The organism is Mesorhizobium sp. YIM 152430 (assembly GCF_029210365.1).
Taxonomy (GTDB): Bacteria; Pseudomonadota; Alphaproteobacteria; order Rhizobiales; family Rhizobiaceae; genus Aliihoeflea.
The window spans coordinates 308,641-321,892 of the sequence record NZ_JARGES010000020.1; the positions used below are offsets into that span (position 1 = coordinate 308,641).

At 66.3% G+C, this 13,252-nt stretch carries 14 protein-coding genes; all 14 read left to right on the forward strand.

Annotated features, from left to right (window positions below):
- Window positions 1-2 precede the first annotated feature (2 nt).
- The 14 genes from ruvA to PZ895_RS06840 all read left to right on the forward strand — a co-directional run bounded on the left by ruvA (window position 3) and on the right by PZ895_RS06840 (window position 13,200).
- Entirely contained in the window at window positions 3-620 is a 618-nt protein-coding gene (gene ruvA, locus PZ895_RS06775; RefSeq protein WP_275838254.1) for a Holliday junction branch migration protein RuvA, read from the forward strand.
- A 63-nt stretch (window positions 621-683) separates the two neighbouring features.
- Entirely contained in the window at window positions 684-944 is a 261-nt protein-coding gene (locus tag PZ895_RS06780; protein ID WP_275838255.1) for a type II toxin-antitoxin system PrlF family antitoxin, read from the forward strand.
- The gene (locus tag PZ895_RS06785; RefSeq protein WP_275838256.1) at window positions 941-1,339 is read left to right on the forward strand and encodes a PIN domain-containing protein; all 399 of its coding nucleotides are present in this window, start codon (window positions 941-943) and stop codon (window positions 1,337-1,339) included. Before PZ895_RS06780 ends, PZ895_RS06785 begins: the two co-directional genes overlap by 4 nt.
- Window positions 1,336-2,373: a Holliday junction branch migration DNA helicase RuvB gene (gene ruvB / locus PZ895_RS06790; RefSeq protein ID WP_275838257.1), complete on the forward strand. Its 1,038-nt coding sequence runs from the start codon at window positions 1,336-1,338 to the stop codon at window positions 2,371-2,373. The genes PZ895_RS06785 and ruvB overlap by 4 nt, the downstream gene beginning before the upstream one ends.
- Window positions 2,374-2,376: 3 nt before the next feature.
- On the forward strand, window positions 2,377-2,838 hold the full coding sequence (gene ybgC, locus PZ895_RS06795) for a tol-pal system-associated acyl-CoA thioesterase (protein WP_275838258.1): 462 nt from the start codon (window positions 2,377-2,379) through the stop codon (window positions 2,836-2,838).
- 225 nt (window positions 2,839-3,063) lie between these two features.
- Entirely contained in the window at window positions 3,064-3,783 is a 720-nt protein-coding gene (tolQ, locus tag PZ895_RS06800) for a protein TolQ (RefSeq protein ID WP_275838259.1), read from the forward strand.
- Window positions 3,784-3,804: 21 nt separating this feature from the next.
- Window positions 3,805-4,248, forward strand: coding sequence for a biopolymer transporter ExbD (locus PZ895_RS06805; protein WP_275838260.1), 444 nt, complete (start codon window positions 3,805-3,807; stop codon window positions 4,246-4,248).
- Window positions 4,249-4,256: 8 nt separating this feature from the next.
- Complete coding sequence (locus tag PZ895_RS06810; RefSeq protein ID WP_275838261.1) at window positions 4,257-5,309, forward strand: hypothetical protein; 1,053 nt, start codon at window positions 4,257-4,259, stop codon at window positions 5,307-5,309.
- Window positions 5,310-5,347: 38 nt separating this feature from the next.
- Window positions 5,348-6,664, forward strand: a complete 1,317-nt coding sequence (gene tolB, locus PZ895_RS06815) for a Tol-Pal system beta propeller repeat protein TolB (RefSeq protein WP_275838262.1) — start codon at window positions 5,348-5,350, stop codon at window positions 6,662-6,664.
- A gap of 231 nt (window positions 6,665-6,895) precedes the next feature.
- A complete protein-coding gene (pal, locus tag PZ895_RS06820; protein WP_275838263.1) occupies window positions 6,896-7,417 on the forward strand; it encodes a peptidoglycan-associated lipoprotein Pal in 522 nt (173 codons plus the stop codon).
- A gap of 164 nt (window positions 7,418-7,581) precedes the next feature.
- A complete protein-coding gene (gene ybgF, locus PZ895_RS06825; RefSeq protein WP_345803520.1) occupies window positions 7,582-8,484 on the forward strand; it encodes a tol-pal system protein YbgF in 903 nt (300 codons plus the stop codon).
- 14 nt (window positions 8,485-8,498) lie between these two features.
- A complete protein-coding gene (gene tilS, locus PZ895_RS06830) occupies window positions 8,499-9,794 on the forward strand; it encodes a tRNA lysidine(34) synthetase TilS (RefSeq protein WP_275838264.1) in 1,296 nt (431 codons plus the stop codon).
- Window positions 9,795-9,902: 108 nt separating this feature from the next.
- A complete protein-coding gene (ftsH, locus tag PZ895_RS06835; protein WP_275838265.1) occupies window positions 9,903-11,837 on the forward strand; it encodes an ATP-dependent zinc metalloprotease FtsH in 1,935 nt (644 codons plus the stop codon).
- 58 nt (window positions 11,838-11,895) lie between these two features.
- On the forward strand, window positions 11,896-13,200 hold the full coding sequence (locus PZ895_RS06840) for an FAD-dependent oxidoreductase (RefSeq protein ID WP_275838266.1): 1,305 nt from the start codon (window positions 11,896-11,898) through the stop codon (window positions 13,198-13,200).
- Window positions 13,201-13,252: the final 52 nt, after the last annotated feature.

Sequence of the window (13,252 nt, forward strand, 5' to 3'; positions counted from 1 at the left end):
ACATGATCGGAAAGCTGAAGGGCACCGTCGACGAGATCGCCGAGGATCACTGCATCGTCGACGTCCACGGCGTCGGCTATGTAGCCTACTGCTCCACGCGCACCCTGGCCGGCATCAGCGCCGGCGAAGCCGTCACGCTCTTCATCGAGACCTATGTCCGCGAGGACATGCTCCGGCTCTACGGCTTCAGGTCGCATCTCGAGCGCGAGTGGTTCCGGCTCTTGCAGAACAATGTCCAGGGCGTCGGCGCCAAGGTCGCGCTCGCGGTCCTCTCCACCCTCACCCCGTCCGAACTCGCCAACGCGATAGCGTTGCGCGACATCACCATGGTCGCCCGCGCGCCCGGCGTCGGCAAGAAAGTCGCCGAGCGAATCGTCACCGAACTGCGCACCAAGGCCCCGGCCTATGCCGGCGAGGCGACGGGCACGATCGGCCTCAGGCAGGAACTCGGAGAAGGCGTCGCTCCCGCGCCGATCACTGATGCCGTCTCCGCCCTCGTCAATCTCGGCTATTCCCGCGACATCGCCGCCAACGCCGTATCCGCCGCGCTCAAGACAGCAGGCGAGGACCCCGATTCGTCGACGCTGATCCGGCTGGGGTTGAAGGAACTGGCACGGTGAACGCCTTGTATAAAGTCAATTTCCTTACTATCCTCGGAATGTAAGGAATTGAGAAGCCACGTCATGGGTCATTACTCGCGACTAACATCCAAGGGCCAGACGACCATCCCAGCCGAGGTTAGAGAGTATCTGGGCCTCAACCCTGGCGACCGGATCGTCTACGCTCTTAAGGACGGCAAGGTGGAACTGAAGGCGAAAAACCTCAGGGCGTTGGATTTGATCGGCATTCTCGGGCCACCTCCATCCGGTCCCAAGACACTGGAAGAAATCGATATGGGCATCGCAACGGCAGCCGCCGATAGTGGGATGCGTGGGCTCGAATGATCGGCGTCGACACCAATGTGTTGCTCCGGCTTTATGTTGCGGACGATGCCAGCCAGCACGCGGCGGCTTCGCGGTTTTTCGCAGAGCGGACCGGCGAAAGCCCCGCCTACATCTCGATGGTCGTCTTCATCGAGTTCGTCTGGGCGCTGACAAAGACCTACAATTACGGCTGGGATCGAGTTTTCGCGTTGATCGGCGCGATGATAGGCGCCCGCGACATATTGATCGAACGCGAGGACGTCGTTACCGAAGCGCTCGCACGGGCGGTCGAGGACAATGTCTATATCGTCGACGCGCTTATAGCCCTTGCGAACGCCGATGACGGCTGCACGTCAACGGTAACGTTTGGCAGAAAGGCCGCCCGGCGGCTTCCCACCATGGAACTCCTCTCGTGAGCACCGCCCCGCGCCTGATCACCCCGGAAAAGCGCGGCGAGGACGTAGACACGACGCTGCGCCCGCAAGCGCTCGACGATTTCGTCGGTCAGGCCGCCGCGCGCGCGAATCTCAAGATATTCATCGAGGCGGCGAAAAACCGCGGCGAGGCCCTCGACCACGTCCTCTTCGTCGGCCCGCCCGGCCTCGGCAAGACGACGCTGGCGCAGATCATGGCGCGCGAGCTCGGCGTCAATTTCCGCTCCACCTCCGGCCCGGTCATCGCCAAGGCCGGCGACCTCGCCGCGCTTCTCACCAACCTCGAAGACCGCGACGTCCTCTTCATCGACGAGATTCACCGCCTGAACCCTGCGGTCGAGGAAATCCTCTATCCGGCGATGGAGGATTTCCAGCTCGATCTGATCATCGGCGAGGGCCCCGCGGCCCGCTCCGTCAAGATCGATCTCGCCCGCTTCACGCTGGTCGCCGCGACGACGCGGCTCGGCCTCCTCACCAACCCGCTGCGCGACCGTTTCGGCATCCCGGTCCGGCTCGATTTCTACACCGTCGAGGAACTGGAGAAGATCGTCAGCCGCGGCGCGCGCATCCTGTCGCTGCCCATGAGCGAGGACGGCGCGGTCGAGATCGCCCGCCGCGCCCGCGGCACCCCGCGCATCGCCGGCCGGCTGCTGCGCCGCGTGCGCGACTTCGCCTCCGTCGCCGGCGCCGAAATCGTCGACCGCAAGACCGCCGACGCCGCGCTGACCCGCCTCGAGGTCGACGCGCTCGGCCTCGACAATCTCGACCGGCGCTATCTCTCGATGATCGCGACCAATTTCGGCGGCGGCCCGGTCGGAATCGAGACCATCGCCGCCGGCCTTTCGGAGCCGCGCGACGCCATCGAGGACATCATTGAGCCCTATCTGATCCAGCGGGGCTTCATCCAGCGCACCCCCCGCGGCCGGATGCTCACCGCCAATGCCTGGCGCCATCTCGGGCTGGAGGCGCCACGCGATCTGGCCGTGCGGCAGACGAGCCTGTTCGAGGATGAGTAAACGTTGAGCGCCGCCATCACCGCCCTCGCCGGCGAACTCACCCCCTTCGGCCACCGCATCCACGCGCGCGTCTACTACGCCGACACGGATTTCTCCGGCGTCGTCTACCATGCGCGCTATCTCGAATTCTTCGAGCGCGGCCGGTCCGACTTCCTGCGCCTTGCCGGCGTCCACCACACCGAGCTTGCCGACGGCAAGCATGGCGAAAAACTTGTCTGGGTGGTCAAGCGCATGGAGATCGACTTTCGCGGCCCGGCCAAGATCGACGACATCCTGACCATCGACACCCGCACCGAGAAGATTTCTGGCGCGCGCATCTACATGGCGCAGGAACTGAAGCGGGGCGACGACTTGCTCGTTACCGCGCGCGTCGAGGCGGCGATTGTTTCCGAGGCCGGAAAGCCGCGCCGTTTCCCGAAGGAATGGTTGACAGCTTTCCTGCCTCGAGGGTCCGAACCCGCCTGATCCCCCGCCGCTCTAAACGCTTCCTTAACCCTAACGGCGCATGAACAAGACGATGAAAATCGTCGATAACGTCATGCGCCTTCCTTTCACCAAATTTGGCTTGAACAAGGCCGATCATGGTGCCGTGGGGTCGAGGCCGGCACGCAATCGATGAACAACTGACAGGCGCACCTGGAGGAAGGGCGGCAACGAGCCGTCCGGACTCGTGATGAGGACGTTGGGACCATGGAAACCGTGACTTTGGCCGCACCGGGCGGCGATCATTCGATCTGGGCGCTGTTCTGGCAGGCGGGCTGGGTCGTCAAGCTTGTCATGCTGGGCCTGATCGCGGCCTCGATATGGACCTGGGCCATCATCATCGACAAGATCATCGCCTACAAGCGCATGGACGCCTCGCTGAACCGCTTCGAGCAGGTGTTCTGGTCCGGCCAGTCGCTGGAAGAACTCTACCGCACCCTCGCCGACCGCAAGACGACCGGCATGGGCGCCGTCTTCGTTTCGGCCATGCGCGAATGGAAGAAGAGCTTCGAGAAGGGCGCGAAATCCCCGATCGGCTTGCAGACCCGCATCGACAAGGCGATGGACCTCGCCATCACCCGCGAGATGGAAGGGCTGGAAGGCCGTCTCGGCTATCTCGCCTCGATCGGCTCGGCCGCCCCCTTCATCGGCCTTTTCGGCACCGTCGTCGGCATCATGACGTCGTTCCAGGCCATCGCCGGGTCGCAGTCGACCAATCTCGCCGTCGTCGCGCCGGGCATCGCCGAGGCGCTTCTGGCGACGGCGCTCGGACTGCTGGCGGCGATTCCCGCCGTCATCGCCTACAACAAACTGTCGGCCGACGCCGGCAAGCTCGCCGCGCGCATGGAAGGGTTCTCGGACGAGTTCTCCGCCATTCTTTCGCGCCAGATCGATGAAAAGGTCATGCCGCGCGCGGCAGCGGCCTGATCGCGGCAAGGGAGCTTCACCATGGGCATGGCAGTCGGACAGTCGGGCGGCGGACGCACCAGACGCAGGGGCAGGCGCCATTCGCTCGTCTCCGAGATCAACGTCACGCCCTTCGTCGACGTCATGCTGGTGCTCTTGATCATCTTCATGGTCGCAGCGCCGCTGCTGACGGTCGGCGTCCCGATCGACCTGCCCGAATCGCGCGCCGGCGCGCTGAATTCGGAAACGACGCCGATCACCGTCTCGGTCAATGCCGACGGCCAGGTCTATCTCCAGGAAACCGAGATCGCGATCGACGACATCGTGCCGACCCTCGAGGCCGTCGCCACCACCGGCTATGACGAGCGCATCTATGTGCGCGCGGACGGCGCTGCGAACTATGCCATGGTCATGCGCGTGCTCGGCCGCATCAACGGCGCCGGCTACCGCAATGTCGGGCTCGTCACCCTGCCCGAGGATAGCTGAGCGAAACGATGAAGGCCGGCCTCACAACATCCGTGGCCATGCATGTCGTGCTCATCGGGGCGGGACTGGTCAGCCTGTCCTCGCCGCGTCCGCTTGAAAGCTCGAATTTCGAATCCTTCCCGGTCGAGATGGTGCCGCTCGCCGAAATCTCGCAGAGCGTCCAGGGCGAGCGCACCGCCCCCGTCTCCGAAACGCCTGCGCCCGAGCCGACCACCGAGGAAGCGCCGGTCGACAACGCACAGAACATCGGCGACAACCAGGTCGACCTGCCCAATTCCGCCGCCGTGCCGGGCAACCGCCCGGTCGACACCGCATCCGCCCCGCCGCCGGCCGAAGAACCGCCCGCGCCCGAGCCCGTTCAGGAGCCGGCCCCGGCACCCGAGCCGACGCCGCCGCCTCCACCCCAGGAAGCGGAGGCCGAGCCGGAGCCCGCGCCTATCGAACAAGCGATGCCGGAACCCGCCGAGGAACCGGCCATCGCCGAGGAGCAGCCGCGCGAGTTGGTGCAGTTGCCGGCGAGCGCCCCGCGCCCGCAGGTGCGTCCGCAACCGCAGCAACAGCAGGCGACCCGTCCCGAGCCGCAGCGCGAGCCCGAACGCCCCGCGCAGCAGCAGCGACAGGCGCAGCAGTCGAGCGAGGAAAGCCAGTTCAACGAGGACGAGATCGCCGCCCTCCTGAATCGCGACCGGGCGCAGGGCGGCGGCGCGCAGCGCTCGACCGAGCAGGCTTCGCTCGGCGGCCGCCAGACGACGGGCGCGGTGCTGTCGCAATCCGAGATCGATTCGCTGCGCAGCCAGGTCTCGCGCTGCTGGAACCCGCCGGTCGGCGCGGCCGAGGCCGAGAACATGGTCGTCTCGATCCGGTTGAAGCTCGACCCGTCCGGCGCGCTCGACGGCAATCCGGAGATCGTATCCGGTCGTGGCTCGTCGATGGCCGAACGGGCGGCGGCCGATGCCGCGCGCCGCGCCGTGATGCGCTGCGCCCCCTTCAATGCACCGGCCGACAAGTATGAAGCCTGGGCCGACGTCCAGTTCAATTTCGACCCGAGCCAGATGTTCTGACCGACCCGGCCTGAAGACCGGACAAAGAGGCGAAACCGATGATGAAATTCCTCAAGACATGCCTGGCCGTCGGCGCGCTCGCGCTCGGCGGCGCGCTCGTCGCCACCATGCCTGCCCGCGCCCAGCTCCAGATCGACGTGACGCAGGGCGTGGTCGAGCCGATGCCGATCGCCGTCACCGACTTCCTGTCGAGCGACGCCGTCGGCGCCGAGATCACCGGGGTCATCGAGGCCAATCTGCGCCGCTCGGGCCTGTTCGCCCCGATTTCCAAGAGCGCCTTCATCGAGCGCATTTCCAATCCCGACGTCGCGCCGCGCTTCAACGACTGGACCGTCATCAACGCGCAGGCCCTCGTCACCGGCCGCGTCACGCAGGAGGCCGATGGGCGCCTGCGCGCCGAATATCGCCTGTGGGACACGTTCTCGGGCCAGCAGGTGGTCGGCGAGCAATATTTCGCCAACCGCCAGAACTGGCGCCGCATCGCACACATCATCTCGGACTCGATCTACCAGAACCTGACCGGCGAAAGCGGCTATTTCGACACCCGAATCGTCTATGTCGACGAGTCCGGGCCGAAGAACCAGCGTGTCAAACGCCTTGCCATCATGGACCAGGACGGCGCCAATCAGCGCACCCTGACCGACGGCCGCGCCATCGTCCTGACGCCGCGCTTTTCGCCGACGCGCCAGGAAATCACCTACATGTCCTATGAGGGCGGCACGCCGCAGGTCTATCTGTTGCAGATCGAGACCGGCCAGCGCGAACTCGTCGGAAATTTCCCCGGCATGACCTTCGCGCCGCGCTTTTCGCCCGACGGCCAGCGCATCGTGATGAGCCTTTTGCGCGAGGACGGCAATTCCAACATCTACATGATGGACCTGCGCTCGCGCACGACGACGCGCCTGACCAATTCCAACGCCATCGATACCTCGCCCACCTATTCGCCGGACGGCGCCAGGATCGCCTTCACCTCCGACCGCGGCGGTCGCCCCCACATCTACACGATGGGCGCGGACGGCTCGAACCCGACCCGCATCTCGTTCGGCGACGGCTCCTATTCGACCCCGGTCTGGTCGCCGCGCGGCGATCTCATCGCCTTCACCAAGCAGAGCGCCGGCCAGTTCCAGATCGGCGTCATGCGCACCGATGGTTCGGGCGAGCGGATCTTGTCGACCGGGCACCTTCAGGAAGGCCCGACCTGGGCCCCGAACGGCCGCGTCATCATGTTCTTCCGCGAGGCCTCCGGCTCGGCCGGGCCGACGCTGCACTCGATCGACCTGACCGGTCGCAATGAACAGCGCATCGCGACGCCGAATTTCGGCTCCGACCCCGCCTGGTCGCCGCTTCTGGAATAGTGCGGCACGCGAGCAACACATGCGCCGCGCTTTGGCCCCAATTCGCCCTAGCGTCGAAACCGGTCGATCGCCGTCCCGAATCACTTGCCGACCGGTCGTGGACAGGCGGCGGCGCAATCCGGTCCAGCCTGTCGAAAACGAACTCGTAACCCTGCCTGTTGAGGGTCCGTTAACCCCAATGTGGTTACTGGATATTCAACGTAACCCATCTAGTGCGAAGGAGAGGCGGCCATGCGCCGTATCGCAGCCATCACCCGTAGCCCCCTGATCGTCGCATTCGTTGCGGGCCTCGCGCTCGCGGGCTGCGCCAGCAAGCAGACCCCGAACAACGCGGCCGATCTCGGCCTGGGCGCCGGCGGCGCCGGTTCGGGCATCGCGGCGACGCCCGGTTCCAGCCAGGACTTCACCGTCAATGTCGGCGACCGCATCTTCTTCGATACGGATTCGACCGTCATCCGCGCCGACGCCCAGCAGACCCTCGCCCGCCAGGCGCAGTGGCTGAACCAGTATGGCAATTACGGCATCACCGTCGAAGGCCATGCCGACGAACGCGGAACGCGCGAATACAATCTCGCGCTCTCGGCCCGCCGCGCGGCCGCCACCCGCGACTATCTCGTCAGCCGCGGCGTCGCGGGCAACCGCATTCGCACCATCTCCTACGGCAAGGAACGTCCGGTCGCCGTTTGCGACAACATCTCCTGCTGGTCGCAGAATCGCCGTGCCGTCACCGTGCTGGACGGCGCCGGAAGCTGATCCATTTCGGCAACAGTCACGCAAAACAATCGAAGGCGGCCCTCGGGTCGCCTTTCTTGTTGCCGCCGAAAAACAAAATTTGGCCGAACTCCGGCGCGCTGGTAGAAGCGAATTCGGACGCGACGCAAGGTCGCGCCCGCCACCGTCATCGTCAAGCGAGAGGCATGATGAAATTTGCAACCCTAATGAGCGGTGCGATCGCCCTGCCGCTTCTGTTCGCCGCCCCCGCGCTGGCCCAGACGTCGGACCAGCGCGTCCTTGCAATGGAAGACCAGCTTCGCCAGTTGAACGGCCTCGTCGAGGAACTGAACTTCCAGGTCCTCCAGATGCAGGACCAGTTGCGGCGTATGCAGGAAGACAACGAGTTCCGCTTCCAGGAACTGGAAGGCGGCGGCGGCACCGGATCGAGGAGCGGCGCATCGTCCAACGACCAGGGCAACAACACCCTGATGCCGCCCGCGACCACCGATACGGCGGACGCCGAATCGCACGGCACGATCCAGCCGCCGGTCGCCGGCGGCTCGAGCGAGACCCTCGGTGCGCCGCCGCGCGAGCTTGGCTCGATCACCTTCGACGCGCAGGGCAATCCGGTCGGCGCGGGCGTCGCGCAACCGGTCGCCCCCCAGCCCGGCATTGCCGGTGCGCCTTCCGACGGCACCACCGTCGCGGCTTTGCCGGCGGCCGGCGACGCCGGCCAGCTCTACCGCAATTCCTACGAATTCATCCTGTCGGGCGACTACGCGACCGCGGAGGCCGGCTTTCGCGACATGATCGCGCGCTACCCCGAAAACGAGCAGATCCCGGACGCCCAGTTCTGGCTCGGCGAAGCTCTGCTCGGCCAGGAAAAATACCGTGACGCGGCCGAGACCTTCCTTGCCGCAAGCCGCGATCACCCCCAGTCGCGCCGCGCGCCCGAAATGCTCTTCAAGCTCGGCGTCTCGCTCGCCGCGCTCAACCAGCGCGAGGTCGCCTGCGCCACCTTCAACGAAGTCGGCCAGCGCTACCCGCAAATGTCCGAAGCGCTGAAAGAGCGCGTCGAGCAGGAAAAGCAGCTCACTTCCTGCTGAACGGCCCGGCTTTGATGCCGCTCGACCCGGACGCCCTCTTCGCGCCCCTCGACCTGCGCGACCGGACGACCATCCTCGTCGCTATTTCCGGCGGCAGCGATTCCACCGCCCTCCTCCACCTGTTCAAGACCTTCGCAGCCCGCCGCGCCGTCGCTTTTCGCATCGTGGCGGCGACAGTCGACCATGGATTGCGCGCGGCCTCCGCCGGCGAAGCACAGACCGTCGCGCAGTTCTGCGCCGGCCTTGGCATCGAACATGTCACCCTGCGCTGGCAGGGCGAAAAACCCGCGACCGGCGTCCAGGCTGCCGCCCGCCTTGCCCGCTATCGCCTGCTGGACGAGGCGGCGCGGCAAGCCGGCACCGACATCGTCCTCCTCGGCCACACGGCCGACGACCAGTCCGAGACCGTCACGATGCGGCAGGCGCGTGGCCCGAGCACGACCGGCCGCCGCGGCGATGCCGGCATGGCCCCGGCAATGCTCCTTGGCGACCGGACCTGGTTCGTCCGCCCGCTTCTGGGCCTGTCCCGCGCGACCCTGCGCGATCATCTCCAAAAGGCCGGCATCGGCTGGATCGACGACCCGACCAACCGCGACCGCACATTTGAGCGCGTGCGGACCCGCGAAACAAGCCCGCACGCGACGCCCGACCCCGCCGGGCGTCTTGCCGACAGCGTCCGCGCCGCCGCGCTGATCGCCGCGCTCGCCACCCGACCCTCGCCGGGCCTCATCCGTGTCGATCCCGACCTCTTCGGGCATGATGGCGGCCTTACCGCCCTGCGCTTGCTGCTCGCCGTCACGGGCGGCACGGAGCACCTTCCCGATGCGGCCCGCTCGAAAGCGCTGATCGCCGCGCTTGGAGAGCGGAAAACGCGCGCCACATTGTCGCGCACGGTGGTCGACAAGCGTCACGGCGCCGTCTGGCTCCATCGTGAAAATCGCGGCCTTCCCGCGCCCGACCGGCCCGCTTTGGGCGCGATCTGGGATGGCCGGTTTCGCGTCGTCGCGCCGCTCGGCGATGGCCTGAAGATCGCCATGACGGGCGCAAATGCCCGCGACCTGGCAGGCGCCGTCCCGCCCGGAGCCAGCCAAGCCCTTGTTCTCGCTGCACTCACGGCCGAGCCGGCCTGCCGGCGAGGCGAGGTTTTCGTCGGTCCGGCCACGCCATCGCCGCTGAGCCCCGTCCTCGCGCCCTGGCGCCTTTTCCTGCCCGCCTTCGACCTTGCCCCTGCGGCAGCCCTGCGCCGCCTCCTCGGCCTGTCCGATCTGCCGCCATCGCCATGGCGCGACCACATTTGCCGCCGACCTTAACCTCGCTGAAGGGCTGCGCTTGGCAAGGGTTCGTGAGCTTCCTATGTTAGCGGCAAGATCTAGGCTTGGACCTTTGCCCGCGACCGGCGGGCACGAACGGGATGGACGATGAATCCGAATTATCGCAACCTCGCGCTCTGGGCGGTGATCGCCGTCCTCCTGATCGCGCTTTTCAATCTGTTCCAGGCGCCCCAGCAGCGCGGCGCCGCGCGCGAGGTGCCCTATTCGGAATTCATCCAGGAAGTGGATAGCGGCCGCGTCCAGTCGGTCACCATCACCGGCAACCGCATCACCGGCACCTATGGCGACTCATCGCAGGGCTTCCAGACCTATGCGCCGAACGAGGCCAACCTCGTCCAGCGCCTCGAAGAGCGCGGCGTGACGATCAACGCCCGCCCCGAGGCCGATGGTTCGAACTCGATCTTCGGCTATCTGCTCTCCTGGCTGCCGATGATCCTGATTCTCGGCGTCTGGATCTTCTTCATGCGCCAGATGCAGTCCGGCTCCGGCCGCGCCATGGGCTTCGGCAAGTCCAAGGCCAAGCTTCTGACCGAGGCGCATGGCCGCGTCACCTTCGCCGACGTCGCCGGCGTCGACGAGGCCAAGCAGGATCTCGAGGAAATCGTCGAGTTCCTGCGCGATCCGCAGAAGTTCCAGCGTCTCGGCGGCAAGATCCCGCGCGGCGTCCTTCTCGTCGGCCCTCCCGGCACCGGCAAGACGCTGACCGCGCGCGCCGTCGCCGGCGAAGCCAACGTGCCCTTCTTCACCATTTCGGGCTCCGACTTCGTCGAGATGTTCGTCGGCGTGGGTGCTTCCCGCGTGCGCGACATGTTCGAGCAGGCCAAGAAGAACGCGCCCTGCATCATCTTCATCGACGAGATCGACGCGGTCGGCCGTCATCGCGGCGCCGGCCTCGGCGGCGGCAATGACGAGCGCGAGCAGACGCTGAACCAGCTTCTCGTCGAGATGGACGGCTTCGAGGCCAATGAGGGCGTCATCCTGATCGCCGCGACCAACCGCCCCGACGTTCTCGACCCCGCGCTCCTGCGTCCGGGCCGCTTCGACCGCCAGGTCGTCGTCCCCAATCCGGACGTCTCGGGCCGCGAGAAGATTTTGAAGGTCCACGTCCGCAACGTGCCGCTGGCGCCGAATGTCGACCTCAAGGTGCTCGCGCGCGGCACCCCCGGCTTTTCGGGCGCCGATCTCGCCAATCTCGTCAACGAGGCGGCGCTGATGGCCGCGCGGCGCAACAAGCGCCTCGTCACCATGCAGGAATTCGAGGACGCCAAGGACAAGATCATGATGGGCGCGGAGCGCCGCTCCAATGCCATGACGCAGGCCGAGAAGGAACTGACCGCCTATCACGAGGCCGGCCACGCCATCACTGCGCTGCACGTCCCCTCGTCCGATCCGCTGCACAAGGCGACCATCATCCCGCGCGGCCGCGCGCTTGGCATGGTCATGCAGTTGCCCGAGGGCGACCGCTATTCCATGAGCTACAAATACATGATCTCGCGCCTCATCATCATGATGGGCGGCCGCGTCGCCGAAGAGATCAAGTTCGGCAAGGAGAACATCACCTCCGGTGCTTCCTCCGACATCGACCAGGCGACCAAGCTCGCCCGCGCGATGGTCACGCGCTGGGGCTTTTCCGACAAGCTCGGCCAGGTCGCCTATGGCGAAAACCAGGAAGAGGTATTCCTTGGCCATTCGGTCGCGCGCCAGCAGAACATCTCGGAAGAAACCTCGCAGATCATCGACGCCGAGGTGCGCCGCCTGATCGACGAGGCGTATACCGAAGCCCGCCGCATCCTGACCGACCATCGCGACGAATGGCTGGCCATCGCCGAAGGGTTGCTCGAATACGAGACGCTGTCGGGCGACGAGATCAAGCAGTTGATCAAGGGCCAGAAGCCCGCCCGCGACATGGGCGACGACACCCCGCCCACGCGCGGCTCGACCGTGCCCAAGGCCGGAGGCCGCAAGGAAGACAAGAAGGGCGGCGAGGAGCCCGGCGGGCTGGAGCCGCAGCCGCAAAGCTAGATCGAGGACGCATCTTCAAGGCCGGGCCGGACGCCCGGCCTTTTTGCATGGTGAAAAGATGCGCGGACGGCTTGACCCGAAGGAAAGCATCCGTCGCTATTCGCGCATGGAAAAATCTTCGAACGGAAAGCTGATCGCGATCGTCGGCGCGGGCATCGTCGGCGTGTCGACGGCCATCTGGCTGCAACGCGCCGGGCATGATGTCATCCTCGTCGACCGGGCCGGGCCGGGCGAAGGCACCAGCTACGGCAATGGCGGCGTACTGGCCTCGGCCGCCATCGTCCCGGTCACCGTTCCCGGCCTTTTGAGGAAGGCGCCGGGGATGCTGTTCAGCCGCGATCAGCCGCTCTTCCTCAAATGGTCCTATCTGCCACGCCTTGCGCCCTGGCTGCGACGCTACCTCACCCATGCCACCGCCGACGAGGCGCGCCGCATCGCCGCCGCCCTCCACCCGATCATCGGCGACAGCCTCGCCGACCATCAGGCGCTCTCCGCCGGCACAAGAGCCGCCAGATGGCTGGTCCCGTCCGACTATGTGTTTCTCTACCGCGACCGAGCCGCCTTCGCCGCCGACGCTTTCGGCTGGTCGATCCGCCGGGACCACGGCTTCGAATGGGACGAGTTCGAAGACGACGCCCTGCGCGCCTACGACCCCGTCTTCTCCGCCGAAAACGGCTTTGCCATCCGCCTGAAGAATCATGGCCGCATCGCCGATCCCGGTCGCTATGTGAAGGACCTCGCCGACCACGCGCAGATGAACGGGGCAAGGATCTTCAAGGCGAATGTCGACGATTTCGTCATCGCGGACGGCCGCGTCATCGGCCTTCGCGCCGGCGGCGAGACGATTGCCTGCTCCGGCGTCGTGCTGACCGCCGGCGTCTGGTCGAAGGCGCTCGCCGCCAAGCTCGGCGTCGAGGTGCCGCTGGAAAGCGAGCGCGGCTATCATCTGGAACTGTGGGAGCCGAGCGCCATGCCGCGCTCGCCGGCGATGATCGCGGCAGCGAAATTCGTCGTCACGCCGATGGAAAATCGCCTTCGCCTTGCCGGCATCGTCGAGTTCGGCGGCCTCGACGCGCCGCCCTCGCGCGCGCCCTTCGACCTCCTGATGCGCAACATCCGCGCCGCGATCCCCGACCTGACGTGGAAAGACACGAAGGAATGGATGGGCCATCGCCCGGCACCGTCGGATTCAATTCCGCTGATCGGGCCGGCGCCGAAAGTGGCCGGCGCATGGCTCGGCTTCGGCCACCATCATGTCGGCCTGACCGGCGGGCCGAAGACCGGCCGATTGCTTGCGCAGCTTATTTCTGGCGCCAGGCCGAATATTGACCTTGCGCCCTACGCCCCCGCGCGCTTTGATTGAAGCTTGAAATTTCTCGCAGAAGAAAACCTGAGAACGCAGGAAGAGGGTCGAA